This is a genomic window from Microbacterium shaanxiense (assembly GCF_054779995.1).
Map to the genome: position 1 here is coordinate 24,752 of NZ_BAAGXE010000004.1, position 22,563 is coordinate 47,314.

The 22,563-nt window shown below is 66.7% G+C and carries 20 protein-coding genes; 6 read left to right on the forward strand and 14 right to left on the reverse strand.

The window, feature by feature from the left end:
- Nucleotides 1–164 precede the first annotated feature (164 nt).
- The 4 genes from acnA to dut form a co-directional block, all read right to left on the reverse strand.
- Nucleotides 165–3,041: an aconitate hydratase AcnA gene (gene acnA / locus ACYVG2_RS13580; RefSeq protein WP_460781502.1), complete on the reverse strand. Its 2,877-nt coding sequence runs from the start codon at nucleotides 3,039–3,041 to the stop codon at nucleotides 165–167.
- 106 nt (nucleotides 3,042–3,147) lie between these two features.
- Entirely contained in the window at nucleotides 3,148–3,885 is a 738-nt protein-coding gene (locus ACYVG2_RS13585; protein ID WP_460781503.1) for a DUF3159 domain-containing protein, read from the reverse strand.
- A complete protein-coding gene (locus tag ACYVG2_RS13590; RefSeq protein ID WP_460781504.1) occupies nucleotides 3,882–4,472 on the reverse strand; it encodes a DUF3710 domain-containing protein in 591 nt (196 codons plus the stop codon). Before ACYVG2_RS13590 ends, ACYVG2_RS13585 begins: the two co-directional genes overlap by 4 nt.
- Nucleotides 4,469–4,942 carry a dUTP diphosphatase gene (dut, locus tag ACYVG2_RS13595; RefSeq protein WP_460781505.1) on the reverse strand — a complete coding sequence of 158 codons (474 nt, stop codon included), beginning with the start codon at nucleotides 4,940–4,942 and terminating at the stop codon, nucleotides 4,469–4,471. Before dut ends, ACYVG2_RS13590 begins: the two co-directional genes overlap by 4 nt.
- Before the next feature lie 12 nt (nucleotides 4,943–4,954).
- On the opposite strand from dut, the gene ACYVG2_RS13600 reads away from it, so the two are divergent.
- Nucleotides 4,955–5,437: a DUF3093 domain-containing protein gene (locus ACYVG2_RS13600; protein ID WP_460781506.1), complete on the forward strand. Its 483-nt coding sequence runs from the start codon at nucleotides 4,955–4,957 to the stop codon at nucleotides 5,435–5,437.
- A 115-nt stretch (nucleotides 5,438–5,552) separates the two neighbouring features.
- Here ACYVG2_RS13600 and ACYVG2_RS13605 read toward each other — a convergent pair whose 3' ends face one another.
- On the reverse strand, nucleotides 5,553–5,846 hold the full coding sequence (locus ACYVG2_RS13605) for a DUF4193 domain-containing protein (RefSeq protein WP_033107339.1): 294 nt from the start codon (nucleotides 5,844–5,846) through the stop codon (nucleotides 5,553–5,555).
- A gap of 198 nt (nucleotides 5,847–6,044) precedes the next feature.
- Here ACYVG2_RS13605 and sepH point away from each other — a divergent pair, with 198 nt between their 5' ends.
- Nucleotides 6,045–7,103, forward strand: a complete 1,059-nt coding sequence (gene sepH / locus ACYVG2_RS13610; RefSeq protein WP_460781507.1) for a septation protein SepH — start codon at nucleotides 6,045–6,047, stop codon at nucleotides 7,101–7,103.
- A 47-nt stretch (nucleotides 7,104–7,150) separates the two neighbouring features.
- Here the strand turns inward: sepH and ACYVG2_RS13615 are convergent, their stop codons facing one another.
- Nucleotides 7,151–8,278 (reverse strand): alkaline phosphatase family protein, encoded by a 1,128-nt coding sequence (locus tag ACYVG2_RS13615; RefSeq protein WP_460781508.1) that lies wholly within the window; start codon nucleotides 8,276–8,278, stop codon nucleotides 7,151–7,153.
- A gap of 44 nt (nucleotides 8,279–8,322) precedes the next feature.
- Between ACYVG2_RS13615 and ACYVG2_RS13620 the strand changes: the two genes are divergently transcribed.
- Nucleotides 8,323–10,767, forward strand: a complete 2,445-nt coding sequence (locus ACYVG2_RS13620; RefSeq protein WP_448965625.1) for a DNA gyrase/topoisomerase IV subunit A — start codon at nucleotides 8,323–8,325, stop codon at nucleotides 10,765–10,767.
- A gap of 6 nt (nucleotides 10,768–10,773) precedes the next feature.
- On the opposite strand, the gene ACYVG2_RS13625 is transcribed toward ACYVG2_RS13620, so the two are convergent.
- Together ACYVG2_RS13625 and ACYVG2_RS13630 are read right to left on the reverse strand one after the other, a co-directional pair.
- Nucleotides 10,774–11,739, reverse strand: coding sequence for an arginase family protein (locus ACYVG2_RS13625; protein ID WP_460781509.1), 966 nt, complete (start codon nucleotides 11,737–11,739; stop codon nucleotides 10,774–10,776).
- Nucleotides 11,736–13,814 (reverse strand): DNA gyrase/topoisomerase IV subunit B, encoded by a 2,079-nt coding sequence (locus ACYVG2_RS13630; protein WP_448965627.1) that lies wholly within the window; start codon nucleotides 13,812–13,814, stop codon nucleotides 11,736–11,738. The genes ACYVG2_RS13625 and ACYVG2_RS13630 overlap by 4 nt, the downstream gene beginning before the upstream one ends.
- 183 nt (nucleotides 13,815–13,997) lie before the next feature.
- On the opposite strand from ACYVG2_RS13630, the gene ACYVG2_RS13635 reads away from it, so the two are divergent.
- On the forward strand, nucleotides 13,998–14,216 hold the full coding sequence (locus ACYVG2_RS13635; protein ID WP_448965628.1) for a DUF7455 domain-containing protein: 219 nt from the start codon (nucleotides 13,998–14,000) through the stop codon (nucleotides 14,214–14,216).
- Between the two features lie 25 nt (nucleotides 14,217–14,241).
- Here the strand turns inward: ACYVG2_RS13635 and ACYVG2_RS13640 are convergent, their stop codons facing one another.
- Genes ACYVG2_RS13640 through ACYVG2_RS13650 form a run of 3 tightly spaced genes read right to left on the reverse strand, consistent with a single transcriptional unit; the run spans nucleotide 14,242 to nucleotide 17,002 of the window.
- Nucleotides 14,242–15,294, reverse strand: a complete 1,053-nt coding sequence (locus tag ACYVG2_RS13640; protein WP_460781510.1) for an alanine racemase — start codon at nucleotides 15,292–15,294, stop codon at nucleotides 14,242–14,244.
- Nucleotides 15,282–15,974 (reverse strand): alanine racemase C-terminal domain-containing protein, encoded by a 693-nt coding sequence (locus ACYVG2_RS13645; protein WP_460781511.1) that lies wholly within the window; start codon nucleotides 15,972–15,974, stop codon nucleotides 15,282–15,284. Before ACYVG2_RS13645 ends, ACYVG2_RS13640 begins: the two co-directional genes overlap by 13 nt.
- The gene (locus ACYVG2_RS13650; RefSeq protein ID WP_460781512.1) at nucleotides 15,971–17,002 is read right to left on the reverse strand and encodes a sugar-transfer associated ATP-grasp domain-containing protein; all 1,032 of its coding nucleotides are present in this window, start codon (nucleotides 17,000–17,002) and stop codon (nucleotides 15,971–15,973) included. Before ACYVG2_RS13650 ends, ACYVG2_RS13645 begins: the two co-directional genes overlap by 4 nt.
- A gap of 95 nt (nucleotides 17,003–17,097) precedes the next feature.
- On the opposite strand from ACYVG2_RS13650, the gene ACYVG2_RS13655 reads away from it, so the two are divergent.
- Entirely contained in the window at nucleotides 17,098–18,132 is a 1,035-nt protein-coding gene (locus tag ACYVG2_RS13655) for a sugar-transfer associated ATP-grasp domain-containing protein (RefSeq protein ID WP_460781513.1), read from the forward strand.
- Between the two features lie 25 nt (nucleotides 18,133–18,157).
- Here ACYVG2_RS13655 and murJ read toward each other — a convergent pair whose 3' ends face one another.
- The 3 genes from murJ to ACYVG2_RS13670 are packed head-to-tail and all read right to left on the reverse strand — an operon-like array spanning nucleotide 18,158 to nucleotide 21,742.
- Entirely contained in the window at nucleotides 18,158–19,747 is a 1,590-nt protein-coding gene (murJ, locus tag ACYVG2_RS13660; RefSeq protein ID WP_460781514.1) for a murein biosynthesis integral membrane protein MurJ, read from the reverse strand.
- Between the two features lie 58 nt (nucleotides 19,748–19,805).
- Nucleotides 19,806–20,498 carry a coenzyme F420-0:L-glutamate ligase gene (locus ACYVG2_RS13665; protein WP_448965634.1) on the reverse strand — a complete coding sequence of 231 codons (693 nt, stop codon included), beginning with the start codon at nucleotides 20,496–20,498 and terminating at the stop codon, nucleotides 19,806–19,808.
- Nucleotides 20,498–21,742, reverse strand: coding sequence for an RNA polymerase sigma factor (locus ACYVG2_RS13670; protein ID WP_448965635.1), 1,245 nt, complete (start codon nucleotides 21,740–21,742; stop codon nucleotides 20,498–20,500). The genes ACYVG2_RS13665 and ACYVG2_RS13670 overlap by 1 nt, the downstream gene beginning before the upstream one ends.
- A gap of 255 nt (nucleotides 21,743–21,997) precedes the next feature.
- On the opposite strand from ACYVG2_RS13670, the gene ACYVG2_RS13675 reads away from it, so the two are divergent.
- Nucleotides 21,998–22,540: a PadR family transcriptional regulator gene (locus ACYVG2_RS13675; RefSeq protein ID WP_460781515.1), complete on the forward strand. Its 543-nt coding sequence runs from the start codon at nucleotides 21,998–22,000 to the stop codon at nucleotides 22,538–22,540.
- Nucleotides 22,541–22,563 lie beyond the last annotated feature (23 nt).

Below are 22,563 nucleotides of genomic sequence, written 5' to 3' on the forward strand. Positions count from 1 at the left end.
TCCTCCTCGTTCCGGGAACAGTGCCGGTCAGCCGGTCGGTTCCATCCGTCGATTCTATCCTCGCAGCCCGAGAACTTACGGTTAACCCGCTTGCGCGGCGCGAGCGCACCGGGTATGCCAGGAGGGCCCGGGCGCTGTGCGCCCGGGCCCTCCTGTGCGATCGATCAGACGAGTGAACGCAGCACGTACTGCAGGATGCCGCCGTTGCGGTAGTAGTCGGCTTCACCGGGTGTGTCGATGCGGACGACCGCGTCGAACTCCACGACCTGCTTGCCCTCAGGCGAGTGCTCGCTCGGGGAGGCCGTCACGTGGACCGTCTTCGGAGTGGTGCCGTTGTTGAGCTCTTCCAGACCGCTGATCGAGACGACCTCGGTACCGTCGAGTCCCAGTGACTCCCAGCTCTCGCCCGCCGGGAACTGCAGCGGAACGACGCCCATGCCGATGAGGTTCGAGCGGTGGATGCGCTCGAAGCTCTCGGTGATGACCGCCTTGACGCCCAGCAGGCTGGTGCCCTTGGCCGCCCAGTCGCGGGAGGAGCCGGAGCCGTACTCCTTGCCACCGAAGATCACCAGCGGAGTGCCGGCCTCCTGGTAGTTCTGGCTGGCGTCATAGATGAACGACTGCGGTGCGTCCGTCTGCGTGAAGTCGCGGGTGAATCCACCCTCGACCTCCGCACCGTCGTTGACCGCGCGAACCAGCTGGTTCCTCAAGCGGATGTTCGCGAACGTGCCGCGGATCATCACCTCGTGGTTGCCTCGGCGCGACCCGAAGGAGTTGAAGTCCTTCTGGCGCACGCCGTGCTCCTCGAGGTACTTCGCCGCCGGCGTGCCGATCTTGATGTTGCCGGCAGGGCTGATGTGGTCGGTCGTGACCGAATCGCCCAGGGTCGCCAGCACACGCGCGCCGGTGATGTCGCTGACCGGGGTCAGCTCCATCGTCATGCCCTCGAAGTACGGAGGACGACGCACGTAGGTCGACTGGTCGTCCCACTCGAAGATCGGGCCGGTCGGGGTGGGCAGGCTCGTCCAGCGCTCGTCGCCGTCGAAGACGGTCGCGTACTGCTTGATGAACTGCTCGCGCGAGATCGACGAGTCGATGATGTCCTGGATCTCACCCGGCGCGGGCCAGATGTCCTTCAGGAACACGTCCTCGCCCTTCTCGTCCTTGCCGAGCGCATCGGTCTCGAAGTCGAAGTGCATGGATCCTGCCAGCGCGTACGCGACGACGAGCGGCGGCGAGGCCAGATAGTTCATCTTGACGTCGGGGCTGATCCGACCCTCGAAGTTGCGGTTGCCCGAGAGCACAGCGGTGACAGCGAGGTCGTTGTCGTTGATGGCCTCGGAGACCTCTTCGATCAGCGGACCGGAGTTGCCGATGCAGATCGTGCAGCCGTAGCCGACTGTGTAGAACCCGAGTCCCTCGAGGTCCTTGTCGAGTCCGGACTTCTCGTAGTAGTCCGTGACGACCTTGGAACCGGGGCCGAGCGTCGTCTTCACCCATGGCTTCTGCTTCAGTCCGCGCTCGCGCGCCTTCCGTGCGAGCAGACCTGCCGCGATCATCACCGACGGGTTGGAGGTGTTCGTGCACGACGTGATGGCCGCGAGCGTCACCGCGCCGTGGTCGAGGATGTAGCTCTCACCGTCGGGAGTCGTGACCGGAACCGGCTTGGACGTGCCGTTGACGCCGCTGGAGATGTGCACCGGGCGGGTGTCGTGGTTCTCCTCCCCCGGTACCTGGCCGGGGTCGGACGCCGGGAACGAGTGCTTCGACTCGAGGTCGACGAGGTCATCCGACGTGGACGGTTCGGCGTAGTTGACGATGTCCTGCTCGAACTGCGTCTTGGCCTCAGAGAGGAGGATGCGGTCCTGCGGGCGCTTGGGTCCGGCGATCGAGGGGACGACGGTCCCCAGATCGAGCTCCATGTACTCGCTGAAGACGGGCTCGTTGTCGGCATCGTGCCAGAGGCGCTGCTCCTTGGCATACGCCTCGACGAGCGCGACGGCCTGCTCGTCACGGCCGGTCAGACGCAGGTACTCGGTGGTGACGTCGTCGATCGGGAAGATCGCGGCCGTCGAGCCGAACTCCGGGCTCATGTTTCCGATGGTGGCGCGGTTCGCGAGCGGAACGGATGCGACGCCCGCGCCGTAGAACTCGACGAACTTGCCGACCACACCGTGCTTGCGCAGCATGTCGGTGATCGTCAGCACCACGTCGGTGGCCGTGACACCGGCCGGGATCTCACCGGTCAGCTTGAAGCCCACGACCCGCGGGATGAGCATCGACACGGGCTGTCCGAGCATCGCGGCCTCTGCTTCGATGCCGCCGACGCCCCAGCCGAGCACACCGAGGCCGTTGACCATCGTGGTGTGCGAGTCGGTGCCGACACAGGTGTCGGGGTAGGCCTGGAGCACACCGCCGTTGACGCGGTCGTAGATGACCTTGGCGAGGTGCTCGATGTTGACCTGGTGCACGATGCCGGTACCGGGGGGAACGACCTTGAAGTCGTTGAACGCCGTCTGGCCCCAGCGCAGGAACTGGTAACGCTCGCCGTTGCGCTCGTACTCGATCTCGACGTTGCGCTCCAGCGCGTTGTCCGACCCGAACAGGTCGGCGATGACCGAGTGGTCGATGACCATCTCGGCCGGCGAGAGCGGGTTGATCTTGTTGGGATCGCCACCGAGTGAGGTGACCGCCTCGCGCATGGTCGCGAGGTCGACGATGCACGGCACACCGGTGAAGTCCTGCATCACCACGCGCGCGGGCGAGAACTGGATCTCGGTGCTCGGCTCCGCCGCGGCATCCCACGAGCCGAGCGCTTCGATCTGCGCCTTCGTCACATTCGCGCCGTCTTCGGTGCGAAGAAGGTTCTCCAGGAGCACCTTCAGGCTGAACGGAAGCTTCTCGAAGCCGGGAACCGCGTCAACTCGGAAGATCTCATAGTCGGTACTGCCGACCGTCAGGGTGCTCTTGGCACCGAAGCTGTTCACCGTGGACACGAATCCGTCTCCTTCTTGTCTGATGGAAGCGACAGGCGACTCCATCTTGCTCGCGTGCGGGCCTGTCGGCTAGCAAGGCACACCTAACAGTGTGCGCCGTGCGAGCCGCGGGCAAAAGCCCACAATTTATCTTGATGTCAAGATAAATCTATCACGAACCGGATGCTGTGGCCTGCGGCGACTCGCGGGGGTAGAGCGCACGGACGACGAGCCAGGTGACCGCGATGAGCGGTGCGAACAACGGCAGTCCCATGACGAGTTTCAGTGTTCCGAGAGCCGTGACCTGATCGGTCAGGTACAGCGGCAGCTGCACCGCGAGTCGGGCGAAGAACAGCGCGGCCCACGCGATGCCGAGAAGACGGAATGCGCGCCGCTTGCGCTTGTCCCCGCGCCAGGCCGTGGCCTCCCCCATGAGGAACCCTGCCGCGATCCCGATCAGCGACCATCCGATCAGGGCGGACACGAGGAAGGCCGTCCCGTAGACGGCGTTCGTGATCAGCCCGGGAACGAAGTTGTCCGCGCCGCGACCGGTCCATAGCGCCAGGGCCGCAGCCGCACCGGCGGCGATCAGCCCGCCCAGTGCTGCCGACGGTGGTGATTTCTGCACCAGGCGCACGATCGTGAACACCGCGGCGAGGCCGACGGAGACACCGAGCGACAGGATGAGCGGCTCCGGCCGGAGCGTGAACAGGATGACGAACGCGAGACTCGGCAACACGGATTCGAGCACCCCGCGCCACCCGCCGATCGCGGACCAGACGACCTTCTGCGTGCTGGCATTCTCAGCGGGGTCGATTCCGGCCCGGCGTGCCGCTCCGCCGAGTGCAGCGCCGAGCAGCTCCGACGTGCTCTGCTCGCGCGGCTCTTCGCCTTCGCGGTCGCCGCTCACGCGGATCCCGGCGTCGCCGGCATCTTCAGCGGAATCAGGTCTCGCGGCGGCATCGGTGCGCCGCCGCGGACCACGACGATCGAGCGGAAGAGATCCTCGATCTTCTCCGCGGCGTCAGGGTCGGACGCCGCCGCTCCGCCGATCACTCCGCGGAGGAACCAGCGGGGGCCGTCGACGCCGACGAATCGTGCCAGCCTTAGTTCGGAGCCCTCGGAGGCCGCGCTGGGCACCTCGGCGAGCAGCTCCTTGCCGAGCGGCCCTTCCCGCTCCTCAACGCGGCCACCCTGCTGACGGACCTGATCCACGAGCTGCATCCGCGTCTCGTGCCACAGGCCGAGCGTCCGCGGCGCGGCGAACGGCTGCACCTGAAGGGACGAGTCGGCATAGTCGAGCCCGACGGCGACGATCCGTTTGGTCTGCTCTTCGACCTCGAGACGAAGATTCAGCCCTTCACGGGGAAGGATCTTGATGCCGCCGAGGTCGATGTACGGGCGGATCGGATTCGCCTCGGACTCGTCGAACGGCCCCTCGGTGGAGCGGTTCGACGGCGCCGACTTCGAAGTCGGCTGGGTGATCTCTTCAGTCATCTGCGTGTTCCTGCCTGTTCGGCGCTCTGCTGCGGCGCCTGATATCCAGTGGATCCGAATCCGCCTGCACCGCGGGCACTGTCCGGAAGCTCGTCGACGGGGATGAAGTTCGCCCTCGTCACCGGCATGAGGATCAGCTGGGCGATCCGGTCGCCGACCGCCACATCGTACGCGCTCGAACTGTCCGTGTTGAGCAGGCTCACCTTGATCTCGCCCCGGTAACCGGCGTCCACTGTTCCGGGGGAATTGACGATCGTGATCCCGTGCTTGGCGGCGAGGCCGCTGCGGGGCACGACGAAAGCCGCGTAGCCGTCCGGCAGCGCGATGCGCACTCCGGTGGGCACGAGAGCGCGCTCACCCGGCTCGAGACGCACGGCCTCGGCGGCCACCAGATCGGCACCGGCATCACCCGGATGGGCGTAGTGCGGCAGCACAGACGCGATAATGGGGAGATCAACGGAATCGCTCACCCCACGAGGCTAATGCAGAACCCCGCACCTGACACGCTCGTTCGCTATCGCGAACGTCTTTCCCCGAGCCTGTGGCTGCTCGTGACCGCAGCCGTGGCCGGCCCGATGGTGGCGCTCACCTTCACGCCGCTCGGTTCGCTGCCTGCCCTGCTCATCGGTGCCGCAGCCGCGGTCCTGCTGATCGGCTTGCTGATCGCGGCATCGCCCGCCATACGGGTGACAGGCACCGTGCTGCATGCCGGCAGGGCGCACATCGATGCGCGCTGGCTCGGCTCAGGGGTCGCACTGGTGGGCGACGACGCCCGACAGGCGCGGGGCACCGCGCTGCCCGCACGCGGCTGGCACCTGATCCGCGGCGGGATCGACGGTGTGGTCGTCGTGCAGAACATCGATCCGGACGATCCGGTGACGAGCTGGACGATCTCGACGCGCACACCGGACCGGCTTCTCGCGGCGATCCGCGACGCGCAGGTCGCCGCTTCCACGCCCGTCTGACCCGGCAGCTCGTCTTCGCCGCGCTCGCCATCGCGCACATCCGATCGCGCCGTCCGGGAACGACAACGCGCCCCAAGCCATCCGGCCGGGGCGCGTGAACGCGGTGCGTCTGCTGTCAGGCAGCGCACTCCTTGCAGATCGGACCTTCTGCGCCTTCGTGATCGAGCTGCGAGCGATGCTTCACGAGGAAGCAGCTCATGCAGGTGAACTCGTCCTGCTGCGCGGGCAGCACGACGACATCGAGCTCGAGGTCGGAGAGGTCGGCACCCGGGAGGTCGAAACTCGACGGGTTGTCGGAGTCCTCGTCACCGGTCGTGCCAGACAGTTTGTCCGGCACACGCTCCTTGAGGGCTTCGATCGACTCGGAGTCGTCTTCGCTCTTTCGGGGGGCGTCGTAGTCGGTTGCCATGCGGTAGATCTCCACTTTCATGGTGCTAGTGGGCGGTGCGCCGTCGGGTACGCGGCGGGCATAGTTTGCACGACGCGGAGGCAATAAGCAAATGCCGCCACGCGCGACAGATCAAACTCACGGCACGCCCAGCGTATTCCCGGGACTCACGCCGTCTCCGTGACACCATGATCGGACACCCATCAGAGGGGCATTCGCATGGAAAACGTCACTATCGTCGGCACCGAAGACGACCTGCTGATCCTCGCCACCGGTTCCGGCGAGCGATTCGCGCTCGCCATCGATGACGTGCTGCAGCGTGAGATCCGTCGCGCGCGCCGCCGCGACCAGGAGGACACGCCGAAGGTCAGCGCGAGCCCGCGCGAGATCCAGGCGCACGTCCGTTCCGGTCTGTCCGCCGCCGAGGTCGCCGAGCTCCTCGGCATCGGCCTCGACGAGGTCGCCCGCTTCGAAGGACCCGTGCTCGCGGAGCGCGAGCACATCATCGGGCAGGCGCTCGCCGTCCCTGTGCTGATCGGCAGCGAGGTCGAACCAGACGCGCAGCCCACTTTCGGCGTGGCGATCCACGCCAAACTCGCAGATCTTCAAGCCTCCGGCGAACGCTGGGCGAGCTGGAAGGAGGACTCCGGCTGGATCGTGAAGCTGGAGTTCGTCGCCAATGACGTGTCGCATGACGCTCGCTGGTCCTTCGACCCCCGCCGGAGCGCGCTGTCGCCCCTGAATGCCGACGCGACTCAGCTGTCGCGCCAGGGGTCGCTGCCAGAAGGGCTCATTCCCCGTCTGCGCGCCGTCGACAGCGACCGGACCGAGTCTCCGTACAAGGACGACAGCCGCTTCGATTCCGGTGCGTTCGGCCCCCGGCTGCTTCCCGCCCCCGAGGCCGACGTCGAGGAGCCCACGGCCCCCGAGCGTTCCAACGCGGCCGCGCAGGCCGCCGCGATAAAGCGAGCTCCGGACGAGTCGGTCACGAGCGCCGAGACGGCAGACCTGCTCGAGGCGCTGCGACGGCGCCGTGGCCAGCGCGAAAGTGCACCGCTGCTCGACGACGAGTCGTCCTCGCACTCCGATCGGCCCGACGAGTCAGGACCGATCGCGCTGTTCGAATCGCTCGAACCGGAGTACGTCGAGCCCAAGCCGTCGCGCACGGCCGAGCGGACTCCCGAGGACTCCAGTCAGGAGAACCAGGGCCGTCGCCGGCGCCGCAACGCCATGCCGTCGTGGGACGAGATCGTCTTCGGCGCACGCACCGACGACTGACGTCCGCTCAGCGGGGACCAGCGCGCGCTGAGCGCCCGCCGATGCGTTCAAGCCGCGAAGGCGCCCTTCCTGATGTACGGCACCTGCCGTTCTTCAGGCGACAGCGCCCCGTGCTGGCCGATCATGCCTCGTGCACGCTGATCCTCAGCGGTTCCGTCGTAGAAAGCCTTGTTGCCGCGCGCGGCCACCACGATGTCTCCGATGCGCGAGACCGCATCCGGTGTCGCTGACGCGCCGAACAGTCCGCCCGCGAGCGCTTCCGCGCGGCTGAGCACGTCGGCGTCACCCTCGCTCGCGACTCGCCATCTCTGAACGGCGTCCTCCGCATCGGCATCCGCCTCGAGATACACATGCAGCATGCGCGGCTCTCCCCCTATGTGCCGCACGCCATCGAAGCGCGTGTCGCCTTCGTCCAGCACCACGTGCCGATGCGCCGGCACGTCGATCATGCCGTGGTCTGCGGTGACGAGGACTCCGACATGCTTCGGCGGGACGACGGAGAGCGCGGCATCGATCTCTTCGAGCGCGGTGATCCATTCCGTGGAGTCGACGCCGTGCTTGTGCCCTGCCTTGTCGACCTCCGGCAGATAGCAGTAGACGAGAGAGCCCGCATTGTCTGCCGCCAGCTGGTAGGCGACGGCGATCCGTTCGGCAGGCGACCCGGCGGCGACGAATGTGGCCCCCCGCAGGGTCGCGCGGGTGAAGCCGCTTCGTGCATACCCGGCGAAGCCGACCGCGAAGGCGCCGTGGCCTGCCTCGACGGCCCGCTCGAACACGGTCGGCACCGGTTGCCAGACGAGCGGATCGATGCCGTCGGTCTCCCAACCGGAGAGCTGGTTGACCAGCCGGTCGTGCTCGCGATCGAGCACGCGATAGCCGACCAGACCGTGCGCAGCGGGCTCGACACCGGTGAGGATGCTCGTCAGCGCGGTAGCCGTCGTGGTCGGGAACACCGAGTACGCGATGTCCCTCTTGCCGAGTCCGGCCGTCAGGTGACGGGCATGACCCGCGTGCGCGCGCAGCTGGATCGCGCCGAGCCCGTCGACGATGACGAGCACGGCGGAGCGGGCGTGCCCGAGCGGCCCGTCAGCCCCCTCGAGCACCCCCAGCAAGTCCCCCGCCACCCCGGTCAGGCTGCGGGCTGCGGAGGGCGCGGACGATAGAATCAGTGACATCCGAGCCAGTCTTTCACAGGCACAGCACCGTCCCCAGGAAGTCCATGCCCCGCACCGAATCCGCCGAGCCCGTCGAGGAGCGCATCCAGGACATCGATCTGTCCACGGAGATGCAGGGATCATTCCTCGAGTACGCCTACTCGGTGATCTACTCCCGCGCGCTCCCGGACGCCCGTGACGGACTCAAGCCCGTGCAGCGCCGCATCCTCTACCAGATGGCTGAGATGGGTCTGCGCCCCGATCGCGGCCACGTCAAGAGCGCCCGCGTCGTGGGCGAGGTGATGGGAAAGCTGCACCCGCACGGCGACTCCGCCATCTACGACGCGCTCGTGCGTCTCTCCCAGGATTTCGCCCTCCGTGTTCCGCTCGTGGACGGGCACGGCAACTTCGGCTCCCTCGACGACGGACCGGCAGCCTCCCGCTACACCGAAGCACGCCTCGCCCCGGCCTCGCTCGCGCTCACCGAGAACCTCGACGAGGACGTCGTCGATTTCGTCCCGAACTACGACGGTCAGTTCCAGCAGCCCGCTGTGCTGCCCGCGGCGTTCCCCAACCTGCTGGTCAACGGCGCCAGCGGCATCGCGGTCGGCATGGCCACGAACATGGCGCCGCACAACCTGATCGAGGTCGTGGCGGCGGCGATCCACCTGCTGGAGAACCCCGAAGCCAGTCTCGACGAACTGATGGAGTTCGTGCCAGGGCCCGATTTCCCCTCCGGCGGCATCATCATGGGACTCGATGGGATCAAGGACGCCTACGCGAGTGGTCGCGGCGCGTTCAAGGTCCGGGGCAAGGTCTCGGTCGAATCCATCGGTCCGCGGCGCACGGGCATCATCGTCACTGAGCTGCCGTACATGGTCGGCCCGGAACGGCTGATCGAGAAGATCCGCGACGCGGTGCAGGCGAAGAAGCTGCAGGGCATCAGCGACGTCAACGATCTCACCGACCGCCAGCATGGCCTGCGCGTCGCGATCGGCATCAAGACCGGCTTCGATCCGAACGCCATCCTGGAGCAGCTCTACCGCCTCACCCCGTTGGAAGACTCCTTCAACATCAACAACGTGGCGCTCGTGGACGGCCAGCCGCGGACGCTCGGCCTCAAAGAGATGCTCAGCGTCTACGTGGGGCATCGCCTCGAGGTGATAGCCCGACGCAGCCGCTACCGGCTCGCCCGACGAGAAGAGCGCCTCCACCTCGTCGAGGGTCTGCTCGTGGCGATCCTCGACATCGATGAGGTCATCCAGGTCATCCGTTCCTCGGATGACTCGGAGCAGGCGCGCTCGCGCCTGCGCACCGTGTTCGACCTTTCCGAAGCGCAGGCCGAGTACATCCTCGAGCTGCGCCTGCGCAGACTGACGAAGTTCTCCCGCGTCGAGCTGGAATCCGAGCGGGATGCGCTCCTGGCGGAGATCGCCCAGCTCCGCGAACTGCTCGGCAGCGATGTGCAGATGCGCGCGCAGGTCGCGAAGGAACTGGATGCCGCGGCCGAGGCCTACGGCACGCCGCGGCGCACGCTGCTGATGAACGGCAAGCCGGCCGCGCCGCGTCGGGCCAAGCCCGGTGAGGCGGATCTGCAGATCGCCGACGCACCCACGATCCTGGCACTGTCGACGACGGGACGCGCGGTGCGGGTCGACCTCGCGGAGGGGCAGGAGCTCACGCGACCGGCCCGCCGCAGCAAGCACGACGCGATCCTTTCGACGACCACCACCACGGTGCGCGGGGAGGCGGGCGCGATCACGACCGCCGGGCGTCTGCTGCGGTTCTCCCCCGTCGACCTGCCGTCCGTCCCTGCGACATCGGTGCAGCTCGCCGCCGGAACGCCGCTGCGCGACTACCTGGGCATCACTTCGCGTTCTGAGAAGGTGCTCGCGCTGGTGGACCTCTCCTCCGACGTCCCCGTCGCGCTGGGCACCGCGCAGGGAACGGTCAAGCGCATCGTGCCCTCCGGCCTGGCGGTGCGCCCCGAGATCGAGGTCATCTCGCTCAAGCCCGGCGACACGGTGGTCGGTGCCGCGACGGCTGCGGACGACGACGAGCTCGTGTTCATCACCTCCGACGCCCAGTTGCTTCATTTCACCGCATCCGCAGTGCGTCCCCAGGGCGCAGCGGCCGGTGGCATGGCCGGGATCAAGCTCGGCTCAGGCGCCGCGGTGCTCTTCTTCGGAGCCACCGCTGCCACGGATGACGTGACAGTGGCCACTGTCTCGGGCGCCGATGGTGTCATCCCAGGGACGGATGCCGGGCGGGCCAAGGTCTCCGCCTTTGCGGAGTTCCCGGGCAAGGGCCGAGGAACCGGTGGTGTGCGTGCGCATTCGTTCCTGCGCGGCGAGGACCGCCTCACCGTGGCGTGGGTCGGTGCCGCACCCGCCTATGCGGTGGGTACCGACGGTGCCGTACGCACGCTGCCGGAGGCGCCAGCGAAGCGCGATGCGTCCGGACAGCTGATCGACGGAGTGATCGGCTCGATCGGTCGACCGGTCATCTGAGCGGTCTCAGCCGTTAGCGACGGCATCCGCTCCGAGTTCGCCGAGGCCCTCCTCGATGATGCGCGAGACGGTCTCGGCGTAGGCGCCGTCCGGGTCCAGATCCGGGTCGAACACCGTGACAGATGCGCCCCAGGCGCGTGGCGCGAGCCCGCGGAGCAGCGCGATGAGCTCTTCCGGTGAGAGCCCACCAGGATCGGGGCTGTCGACGGCGGGCATGTACTCCGGATCGAGCACGTCCACGTCGACCTGAAGCCAGAATCCGCGTTCGATCTCCGGTACGGCGACGACCTGTGCCGCTGCGCGCGCGCCACCGTGCAGAATCACGGTCGCGGCCGGAATTGCCAGCGAGATCAGGTCCGCGACCTCGGCGATGTGCTCGTCCTCGCGTCGGCATCCGATGTGCGCCGTCTCCGCCGGGTCGAAGTACGGTCCGAGACCGTCGATATCGGCGAGCTCCGGAAGGTGCAGTCCGATCGCGGCAGCGACATCCTCGCCGGCGAGACTGCCGTAGGCATCGTCGTTTCCGGGATGACGGAAGTCGGTGTGCCCGTCGACGTGCACGAGTCCTCCTCCGCCGGACACCTTGGCGGCCATCCCCGCGGCGAGGAGCAGGCTGCAGTCCCCGCCCAGCACGAGCGGAGCCAGCCCGGAGGTGCGAGCTTCGACGAGGCGGCGTGCGAGGAGACGCGCGTGATAGATGATCGCGCCCTGATTGCGCACCGTCCCCGCCGCACGGCGTCCGTCGTCGTCCACATAGCGACCGGGCAGCACCGCGCCCCAGTCCACAGCACCCCGTCTGTGCAGTTCCTCATGCAGCCCCGCCTCGCGCAGCGCCTCCGGCGCCTTGGCGGTGCCGGGTACCGAACCCGGCTGCGGGGGCCTCAGACCGAGATTCGTCGGAGCGGAGATGATCGCGATCACGGGGTCGGCGTCCCCCGTGACATCGCGTCGGTCCCGGCCTCTCGACGTCACGCGTCGATCGACTCCCGCGAGAGCTGGTCGGAGGAGTCGACGATGAACTCACGACGGGGTGCAACCTCGTTGCCCATCAGCAGCTCGAACACGCGTCCCGCGGCCTCGGCATCCTCCATGCGCACTCGGCGCAGAAGGCGCCCGCCACGGTCCATCGTCGTGTTCGCCAGCTGATCGGCATCCATCTCGCCGAGACCCTTGTAGCGCTGGATCGGCTCGTGCCAGCGCTTGTTCGACTTGCGCAGCTTGGCCAGCAGCGCGTGCAGCTCCTGCTCGGTGTAGGTGTAGATCGTCTCGTTGGGCTTCGAACCAGGGTTCATCACGATCACCCGATGCAGCGGCGGTACCGCGGCGAACACGCGCCCCTCTTCGATCAGCGGACGCATATAGCGGAAGAACAGCGTGAGGAGCAGGGTGCGGATGTGCGCGCCGTCGACATCCGCGTCGCTCATCAGGATGATCTTGCCGTAGCGGGCCGCATCGATGTCGAAGGTGCGTCCGGAGCCCGCGCCGATGGTCTGGATGATCGCGGCGCACTCGGCGTTCGAGAGCATGTCGCCGATCGATGCGCGCTGGACGTTGAGGATCTTGCCGCGGATGGGAAGCAGTGCCTGGATCTCACTGTCCCTGGCACGACGAGCCGTCCCCAACGCGGAGTCGCCCTCGACGATGAACAGCTCGCTGCGCGAGACGTCATTGGATCGGCAATCCACGAGCTTGACCGGAAGCGAGGAGGATTCCAGCGCGTTCTTACGACGCTGCGTCTCCTTGTGCGCTCGCGCCGAGACACGTGCCTTCATCTCGGCGACGACCTTGTCCAGCAGCTGGCTGGCCTGGTTCTTGTCGTCGCGCTTGGTCGAGGCGAAACGCGCCCCGAGCTCCTTGCGGAGCACCTGTGAGACGATCTGGCGCACGGCCGGTGTCCCGAGCACCTCCTTGGTCTGACCCTCGAACTGCGGCTCGGGCACCTCGACGGTGAGCACGGCGGTGAGGCCGGCGAGGACATCGTCCTTCTCGACCTTGTCGTTTCCGACCTTGAGCCGGCGGGCGTTCTGCTCGACCTGTGTGCGCAGCACCTTCAACAGCTCCTGCTCGAAGCCCTGCTGGTGCGTGCCACCCTTTGGCGTCGCGATGATGTTCACGAACGAGCGCGTGACGGTCTCGTATCCGGTCCCCCAGCGCATCGCGAGGTCGACACGGCACTCCCGCTCGACCTCCTGCGAAGCCATGTGGCCGTTCGCCTGCAGCACGGGGACGGTCTCCTTGAAGGTGCCGGTGCCCTGTATGCGCCAGGTGTCGGTGATCGGCGCGTCCACAGCCAGGTAATCGACGAACTCGGCGATGCCCCCGTCGTAGCGGTACGAGGTCTCGCTGCTCTCCTCGCCGCGCTCGTCTCGGACGACGATCTCGAGCCCTGGAACGAGGAATGCGGTCTGGCGCGCCCGGTTCTCGAGCTCCCCGAGCTGGAATGCGGCGTCCTTCGTGAAGATCTGGCGATCGGCCCAGTACCGCACTCGCGTGCCGGTGACGCCGCGCGGTGCCTTGCCGGCGATCCGGAGTTCGCTGCTCTTCTCGAACGGCGAGAACGGCGCATCCGGACGCTTCTCCCCCGAGTCCTTGAAGTTGCCGGGCTCCCCTCGGTGGAACGACATCGCATAGGTCTTGCCACCGCGGTCGACCTCGACGTCGAGGCGCTCTGAGAGCGCGTTGACGACCGACGCGCCGACGCCGTGCAGGCCACCGGATGCCGCGTACGATCCGCCACCGAACTTCCCGCCGGCGTGGAGCTTGGTGTAGACGACCTCGACACCCGTCAGCCCGGTGCGCGGCTCGATGTCGACCGGGATGCCGCGGCCCCTGTCGTGCACCTCGACACTGCCGTCCGCATGCAGGATCACGTCGATGCGCGTGCCGTTGCCAGCGACAGCCTCGTCGACGGAGTTGTCGATGATCTCCCACAGGCAGTGCATGAGCCCCGGCGAGCCGTTCGACCCGATGTACATGCCAGGGCGCTTGCGAACCGCTTCAAGGCCTTCGAGAACCTGAAGATGATGGGCGGAATACTCAGCGGTCACAATCCTCGATTCTATTCGCGACGGGCTTCGAAGCCTCGCAGACACTCCCCTGGGGACCCACCCTGGGGGCTCCCGCGTACGCGCTGAGCGAAACACGCCGCTCATCGGGCATGACTACCAGCCAGCCGTGGTTGTATTGAGCACATTCCCACTGGAGATGCCGATACCCGAGGAGGCACCGAGATGAACGCTACAACCGAACGTGAGACCTCCACTGTCGAGTACCGTCTGACCGCGATGGACCGCTGCGACTCATGTGGCGCACAGGCCTACATCGCCGCTGAGGTCAACGGCTCCGAGCTGCTCTTCTGCGCCCACCACGGCCGCAAGTACGAAGAGAAGCTTCGCGACGTCGCGACGTCATGGCACGACGAGACCGCCCGTCTCGCCGAAGCCGTCTGACAGGACTCGCCGTCCGACTGACTCTTCAGTCCACGATCACCCGCCGCACCGCAGAGGTGAGGCGGGTGATGATCTCTTCGCCCACGGTACCGATGCGCTCCGCCAATGCCGTCGCATCCGACTCGCCCTGCTCCCCTGGTCCGAACACGGTGACCGTGTCTCCGGGTCGCGCGCCCGTCCAGCCGCGGACGACAGCGGTCGTCTCATCGATGCGCACGATCTCGCGCACGCCGCCCGGGGTTCCCACGCTCGCGCCCGCGAGGACCGATGGCAGCCCGTGGAACGCGCCCAGCCCGATCACGACATCGTCTTCCCGCTCGTCGACCACTCGCGCACGCAGTGACGCGATCGGCGAAGCACCAGGGATCTCGGGACCGTCGGCGGATCGGATGCCGTAGCAGAACGCGCCGATCCGGCACACCGTGCCGCGCAGCTCAGGACGCCACCAGGATGCAGCAGACGCGGTGAGATGCACCGACTCCGGATCGCCACCTGCCGCACGAAGCACGTCCACCGCACTGCGGAACTCTCGCGCGGACTCGTCGTCCTCGGCGTCGCTCGCTTCGGCGAGGTGACTCCAGGCCCCGACCACGTCGATGAGTCCCGCACGTTGCGCCTGCATCGCTCGGCCGACCACATCGGGCCAGTCCTCCGGCCGGATCCCGTTGCGATGAAGCCCGGTGTCGATCTTCAGATGGATGCGGGCGGCGGCGCCGAGGCCCGAGGAGGCGTCGATGATGTGGTCGAGGTAGGCGGCGGTACCCACGCCCAGTTCGATGTTCGCAGCGAGTGCCTGCGCGATCTCGTCATCGCTCGAATCCGCCCAGGCGAACACCCGCGCCTCCTGTGCCCGCTCACGGATGCGCAACGATGTGTGCACGTCATAACCGCCGAAGAACCCCACCGGCCGCGCGGCGTCGAGGGCAGCGGTGGTGGCCCATTCCACACCGTGGCCGTACGCGTCGTCCTTCATGGCGAGCATGAGCTGCGCCGGCGCGATCCTGTCCTGCACCGCAGCGAGGTTCTGCAGGAAGCGCGCCCGCGAGATCTCGAGCGTGGGAGCCGTCAACGCATCCATTCGCGCACCGCCTTTGATCCGGCCACGGCGATCAGTTCGGCGATGCCGAGCCCCGTGATCTCGGCCCACTCCGCCAGAGCGTCCCTGGCCGCGCCTGTCCCACCGAAGTACACGACGTCCGCGCCGGCGGACGCGTCGGCCGCCGAGTCCTGGAGATCGACCACGCACACGTCCATCGCCACCCGGCCGACGATCGGCCGCCGCACACCGTCGAGCTCGACGTGAGCGGAGTTGCCGAGTGCACGGACGATCCCCTGCGCGTAACCGCCGGTGACCAGCGCCACGGTCGTGTCCGCGGCGGCGCGATGCAGATAGCCGTACGAGACCGCTTCACCCGCTCGCAGCGGCTTGGTCGAGATGACACGACCGACGAGTCGCATGGCGGGTGATGCATCGGCGCCCGGAAGCCCGTACAGCACCCGGTTGTCGATGTCGACGTCGCCGCTGGTCACGGCGCGGATGCCCTGTGCACGCACGAGGTCGGCAACGTCCGTGTCATCCACCAACACCGTCTGCACTCCGGCATCCCGCACCACCGCGGCGACTTCGAGCACGCCGTGTCCGAGCGCGTCGCCCCTCAGATCGGCCAGCGCGCCGCCGCGTGCCACAGCCTCGCGGGCGTTGTCGCGCAGCGCGCCCGCCGAGACAAGTGCGCGCGGGAGGCTCCCGGTGGGCGTCACCGCCTGCTGGCCTCGATCACCGGACGGTGCCGTGCACGGCTGCCCGTGCGGATGCCCGTGGCACTGACGCGGGTCTCGTAGAGCCCCGGTGTCCAGTTGCCCTCGATCAGCATCGGACCGTCGGGCCCGACGGCGACGTCCCAGCCGATGTACGGCACGGAAGGCACCTCCTGGGCCGCGCGTGTGACCAGGTCGACCACGCGATCCCACATCGGGACTTCGAAGTCGACGATGGACTTTCCCGAGTCCGGATGCGTTTCGTAGCGGGACTTGTGCTTGCCGGTGTGCCCGGGGCCGAAAGACTTGCCGTTCTCATCGATCATCGTGAAGAACCCGCCCCACGTGAACTGGTCGCTCACCGCGCCGCGGCCGAACTTCTGCGCTGCCATCAGCACGTGCACCTTCGTGCCGTCGAAGAACGTGGCGACGCGTGTCGTGTTCACGGTGCCCTCGCAGTACGCGGCGAGATACGGATGCTGCACGATGCGCTGTTCGATGAGCCGCTGCCCCTTGTCGCGCAGCTCGTCGCGGAACGCGTTCCAGTCGGTGACCTCGGATGCCTCGTAGCGGAAGACTCCCTTGCCCTCGCGTCCGACCGGCGTCTTCGCGATGAACACCGGGTTCTTCTCCGCGAAGGCGCGCAGACCATCGGCGTCCACGTCGTCGAGGTCGAGCCAGTCGCGGCCGAGGTAGTCGGCGAAGCGGCGGTTGAAGGTGATCTTGTTCTCGAACTGCAGCACGTCGGTGCGGTCGTTGAGCGCCTGCGCCAGATGGTGCTGGATCAGCGAGGTCATGAAGGTCTTGCGCTCGCTCTTGGTGAGCAGCGCGAAGTCGGCCTCGTAGTAGTCGATGTAGGCGGTGTCGTGCACCGCCGCCCACACCAGCATGTCGACGAAGATCCTCGGTGTCCACTTGCCCTGCTCCTTGGCGATCTGGCTCGCGAATCCCCACACCCGTCGCGGATCGAACGAGGTCAGGCGCCGCAGGAGATACTTCAGGCGCGCAGTGAGTGCGACGTCTCGAGACAAGGGGAAAGACCTTTCGGCGGGGGCATGTCAGAACGTCTCATGCTACTCGCTCCACCTGCCCGAGTCCGTTGACACCCGCGTGTTAGCCTGGGTCGGTGGATCAGAAGCGGCTGCGTATCCGGTATCTTTTCGACCGGGCTCGGCGGCTCAATCCGACGCAGCTCTTCGAACTGGCACGGCAGGTCAAGAAGGTGTCGAAGGCGCCTCTCCCGGTCATCATCGGCGACATGCTGTGGTGCTCCGTCCGCTACGAGATGGGCTTCCGCGACTACGTCGTGTGGGACATCCGCATCCTGAACTCGCGCGAGCGCGCGACCTGGATGACGCATCCCAAGGCGTTCCGTCTCAACCGCACGCTCAACGGGCCGGATTCCAAAGTGATCCTGGGCGACAAGATGCGGTTCCTCACAGACTTCGCCGACCTCACCCGTCGCGAGTGGATCGATGCGGCAGCGGCGTCGGATGACGATCTGCGCGCGTTCATCGATCGGCATCCGCGCGTGATCGCCAAGCCTGCTGCGGGCGAGGGAGGCGCGGGCATCGGCATCTACGAGACGGCCGACGTGTCGGACATCTCCGCGTGGCGTGCGCTGCTGGTCGAACGCGATCAGACCCTGTTGGAAGAAGTGCTCGCCCAGCACGACGATCTGAACGCGCTGTATCCCGACAGCGTCAACACCGTGCGGATGATCACGTACCGCGACCCGGCCGGCGAACTGCATGTGATCGCCTCCGTCCTGCGCATCGGCAACGGCGCGGTGATCGACAACTTCGCTTCAGGCGGCATGTTCACCATGCTCGATGACGATGGCGTCGCCCTGTATCCGGGAGTCGACAAGCAGTCGAACATCTATCACCGGCACCCGGCCACCGGCACGACGATCAAGGGCCTGCAGGTGCCGTTCTACCCGGAGGTCGTGGCGATGATCGCCGAGGCGTCGAAGAGGCTGCCCACTGTGCCCTATGTCGGCTGGGACATCGCGATCACGCCGGACGGACCTGCGCTCATCGAAGCGAACCACAACTCGAGCGTCTTCCAGATGAAGCCCTCTGCCTCCGGCATCCGCACCGGACTGCTGTACCGCTACCGTGACGCGATCGGCGCGGACGTGGTCGACAACAAGCGCTGAGAATCGCTCACGCAACTCTGACGGCTCAGCCGCGACGGCGGCGCACGGTGTCTATGGCGACCCGGAGTTCAGGTGCTCGGAACACCGCGAGCAGGCCGATGTAGACCACGACGCTGGTGGCGCCGATGAGCGCAGAACCTAGCGCTCCCCAGATCATCCCCTGCAGCATCCATCCGTTCGCCCCGCCGGACAGGACGAAGACTCCCCATCCCGCCGCTCCTGCAGGGATCGCCAGAAGGATGAACCGGCACAACGCCCACCACGTCGCACCGAGCCCCAGCGGACCGATCTTACGACGCAGGAGGATCGTCGCGATCACCGTCTGCACGATCCCCGACAATGATTGCGCCAAGGCGACAGCGGCAGCCAGGTGCTCCACCGGGACGCTCGCTGCGACAACGAGAGTCAGCACGAGCACCAGCGACCCCTGCACGATGGTGAATATGAACGGGGTTCGAGCGTCGCCATACGCGTAGAACGTCCGTTGGATGACGAAAAGCACTCCCATGGGGACGAGGCTCACCAGATAGGCGATGAGCACAGGCGCCATCGCACTCGCGTCTTCGGGTGTGTTGCTGAACACTCGGGATGCCGGTACCGCTGCTGCGATGACCGCGGCCGCCGCTATCACCGTGAAGAGTCCGAGAACCCTGATCGACTGCCCGACGTCAGTGCGCAATTCGGTGTGGCGCTCGGCCGCAGAGTGCTCGCTGATACGCGTGAAGTACGGGGTCCCGATCGCGAGGATGATCATCGAATACGGCAGCATGTAGACGAGCCAGGCGTACTGAGATGCCGCAGTGGAGGCGTGCTCTCCTGAGGCCGTCGTGATCGTGAGCGACTGCACGATGCCGACGGCCTGGCCGATCAAGGTCGTCAGTAGCGTCCATGTCGCCAGCTTCCCCATATGACCGAGCCCCATGCCCCGCCAGCGGAAGTCGAGTCGTAGCGGGATCCCGGCACGTCGCCAGAACAGCGTCAGAACGACTGTCTGCGCGATCACTCCGAGCGTCGCGGTGCCGGCGAGTACCAGCACCATCGAACCGTCCCAGCCCTCGAGTGAGTCGCGGTTCTGTCCGAACAGCACGATGAACACGACGAAACCCGCGATGGACACGAAGTTGTTCACGATCGGAGCCCAGGCGTAAGGGGCGAACATCTTGCGGGCGTTGAGTATCTCGCCGAGCAACGCGAACATGCCGTAGAAGAAGAGTTGCGGAATGCACCAGTAGGCGAACTGCACGGCGAGGGCGTGCTGCTCCGGTACGTCGAAGTTCGAGTACAGGTCGATCAGCAACGGCGCACATAGCGTCGCGACGACCGTGACGGACCCCATGATCAGCGCGCCGAGCGTCAACAGTTTGGCGAGGAACGCGTGCCCGCTGTCTTTCTGAGTCGCAGCACGTACCACCTGAGGCACGATCACGCCGGTGAGGACTCCCGCCGAGATCACCTGATAGATGCTGTTGGGCAATGCATTGGCGACGGCGAACGCATCAGGGGCGCGGCCGACCGAGTTGATCGCGATGACGAGCACGACCGTTCGCAGCAGGCCCGTGATGCGGGATGTGAGCGTACCCGCCGCGATCATGGCGCTGGCGCGACCGAGTCCCATGCGTGTGGTGTTCCCCTCCGCGCCCGTCGTCGGTGATCCGACGTCAGACGGTGCGATCTCAGACGGTGCGGATGATGCCCATCGGGGTGGACTCGCGTCCCTGCCCGAGCGGGTTGTCCTTCAGGATACGCACGAGCCGCTGTTCTCCGACCTTGTCGAGCGTGGAACCCAGGATGTTCCCACCGAGATCGTTGATGTCCACGACCGCGACATCAGCGGTGCCGCCGATGAGCGTCTTGAGATGCGTGGCGACCTGACGCGGATTCTTCGGGCCCAGCACGACGGCCTCGTTGTACGGCGGGATCGTGTGCGAGGTGGGTCCGTCGATCGCGCGCGCCTTGTCACCGGCGATGCGGTAGAAGTCACCCTTGCGCCCGAACGCCTTCGTCACCGCCGCGACGGCGGCCGCGAGCAGGATCCGGGGCGTGCCGCATTCGCGCAGCGCCATCTCCATCGTCTCGGGCATACCGAGGCCGATGCCGTACGGCGTGCGCGTGACGTACTTCGACAGGAACAGCGCGAGCTTGCGCGGCTGGATCTCATCGAGGCGGTACGAGCGCCCCTGCGTGATCGCCACGATCTTCTCGGTCACGAACAGCAGGTCGCCGGGCTGCACGGCGTCCTTCGCGTACTCGGTGACGATCTGATCGATGTCGTCCTCCGGCATCACGACGCGCGTGCGCAGCGGGATCCGGGCGTACTTCTTGCCGTCGACGCTCGCCTCGAGCGCCTTGCCGTCGTTCGCCTGCATCACTCGAGGTAGTCCCGCAGCGACTGCGAGCGACTCGGGTGGCGCAGCTTCGCCATCGTCTTCGACTCGATCTGGCGGATGCGCTCGCGCGTGACGCCGAACGTGTCGCCGATCTGGTCGAGGGTCTTGGGCTGGCCGTCACCGAGGCCGAAGCGCATGCGGATCACGCCGGCCTCGCGCTCGGAGAGCGAGTCGAGCAGCTGCTCGAGCTGGCGCTGCAGCATTGTGAAGCCCACGGCGTCTGCAGGGACGACGGCCTCGGTGTCCTCGATGAGGTCGCCGAACTCGCTGTCGCCGTCCTCGCCGAGCGGCGTGTGCAGCGAGATCGGCTCGCGACCGTACTTCTGCACCTCGACGACCTTCTCAGGCGTCATGTCGAGTTCACGGCTGAGCTCTTCCGGAGTGGGTTCGCGGCCGAGATCCTGCAGCATCTGACGCTGCACACGGGCGAGCTTGTTGATGACCTCGACCATGTGCACGGGGATGCGGATCGTGCGGGCCTGATCGGCCATGGCTCGGGTGATCGCCTGACGGATCCACCAGGTGGCGTAGGTCGAGAACTTGAAGCCCTTGGTGTAGTCGAACTTCTCGACCGCACGGATCAGACCGAGGTTGCCCTCCTGGATCAGGTCCAGGAACTGCATGCCGCGGCCGGTGTAGCGCTTGGCGAGGGAGACCACGAGGCGGAGGTTGGCGCCGAGCAGGTGGCTCTTGGCGCGGTGGCCGTCGCGGGCGACCCATTGCAGGTCGAGACCGAGCTGGCTGGTCTTCTCTGCAGCCGTCATGTTCGACAGCTTCTCCTCGGCGAAGAGTCCGGCCTCGATGCGCATCGCGAGCTCGACCTCTTCGGCCGCGTTCAGCAGTGCGACCTTACCGATCTGCTTCAGGTAGTCCTTGACGGGGTCAGCGGTGGCGCCGGTGATCTGCGTCGAGTAGACGGGGACGTCGTCCTCGTCCTTGGACGTCAGGACGATCGCGCCGGTGGGAAGCGGCTCGGTGAACGCGGGCTTCTTGTCGTCCTCGTCAGCGTCGTCGGCGACGACTTCACCATCGGGAGCGTCTTCCTCGACGACGTCGTCAGCCTTCTTGCGCCGTGCCGGCGCCTTCTTCGCGGCGGGGGCCTTCTTGGCTGCCGGCTTCTTTGCGGCAGCGGTGGTCTCCGGCTCGACGTCTTCGGTCGAGGCAGCCTCGGCTGCGGTCTTCGTCTTCGTCGTCCGGGAGTTCTTGGTCGCGGCAGGAGTCACGTTTCGCCTTTCACGGGGCAGCGCGCCCGCCCCGGGACATTTCGGACACTAGTAAGACCCTTGTCAAGTCAGCAGCCTTGCGGCCGACGATTGACAACGGGTCGGATTACCAGTATCGCACACGATTGGCGATGCAAGGCGCATCACGGTCTTGACATCCACGACTCGTGCGTGCCTCGGCCGGGCGCGCTCCCCTCAGGACCACAGATACCGCAATAGGTGCATCCGCATCTATGTGTGTTGTAGACTATGCACATGGAGTTGAAACACGCGATCCTCGGACTGCTCTCGATCCGTCCGTTGAGCGGCTACGACCTGGCTCGTGCTTTTGCCGACACAGTGGCGCACTTCTGGCATGCCGATCGATCCCAGATCTATCGGACGCTGGATCGGATGAGCGCGTCCGGGGAGATCAGTACGGAGGTGATTCCGCAGGACGGGAAGCCCGACCGCAAGGTGCACTCGCTGACCGATATCGGACACCAGGAACTGATCGACTGGCTGTCATCCCCGCTTGAGGTCGACCAGTCCAAGGCGCCGTTCCTCGCGCGACTGTTCTTCGCATCCCAGATCGGAGGCGAAGGGGTGGCGCGACTGCTCGACGAGCGGGAGCGCCAGATGAACGAGGCACTGGGCGAACTGTCCGCGATCGCGATCGAAGCCGATGACATGACGGGGCGGTTGCAGAAGGCGACGCTGCGCAACGGCCTGATCCACGCCGAGGCTGAACGGGAATGGGTGCGCGAGACGCGACGGATTCTCGGAACTGTCGAATCTTCCCGACACCCCGAGGAGTGAACGTGACCAGCAAAAGCAATGAA

Excerpts from the sequence above, each read along its gene's own strand:
- ACYVG2_RS13675 (WP_460781515.1), top strand. The coding sequence starts at position 21,998 with ATGGAGTTGAAACACGCGATCCTCGGACTGCTCTCGATCCGTCCGTTG.
- murJ (WP_460781514.1), bottom strand. The coding sequence starts at position 19,747 with ATGGGACTCGGTCGCGCCAGCGCCATGATCGCGGCGGGTACGCTCACA.
- ACYVG2_RS13620 (WP_448965625.1), top strand. The coding sequence starts at position 8,323 with ATGCCCCGCACCGAATCCGCCGAGCCCGTCGAGGAGCGCATCCAGGAC.
- ACYVG2_RS13635 (WP_448965628.1), top strand. The coding sequence starts at position 13,998 with ATGAACGCTACAACCGAACGTGAGACCTCCACTGTCGAGTACCGTCTG.
- acnA (WP_460781502.1), bottom strand. The coding sequence starts at position 3,041 with ATGGAGTCGCCTGTCGCTTCCATCAGACAAGAAGGAGACGGATTCGTG.
- ACYVG2_RS13665 (WP_448965634.1), bottom strand. The coding sequence starts at position 20,498 with ATGCAGGCGAACGACGGCAAGGCGCTCGAGGCGAGCGTCGACGGCAAG.
- ACYVG2_RS13590 (WP_460781504.1), bottom strand. The coding sequence starts at position 4,472 with ATGACTGAAGAGATCACCCAGCCGACTTCGAAGTCGGCGCCGTCGAAC.
- ACYVG2_RS13600 (WP_460781506.1), top strand. The coding sequence starts at position 4,955 with ATGCAGAACCCCGCACCTGACACGCTCGTTCGCTATCGCGAACGTCTT.
- ACYVG2_RS13605 (WP_033107339.1), bottom strand. The coding sequence starts at position 5,846 with ATGGCAACCGACTACGACGCCCCCCGAAAGAGCGAAGACGACTCCGAG.
- sepH (WP_460781507.1), top strand. The coding sequence starts at position 6,045 with ATGGAAAACGTCACTATCGTCGGCACCGAAGACGACCTGCTGATCCTC.
- ACYVG2_RS13615 (WP_460781508.1), bottom strand. The coding sequence starts at position 8,278 with ATGTCACTGATTCTATCGTCCGCGCCCTCCGCAGCCCGCAGCCTGACC.
- ACYVG2_RS13640 (WP_460781510.1), bottom strand. The coding sequence starts at position 15,294 with ATGGATGCGTTGACGGCTCCCACGCTCGAGATCTCGCGGGCGCGCTTC.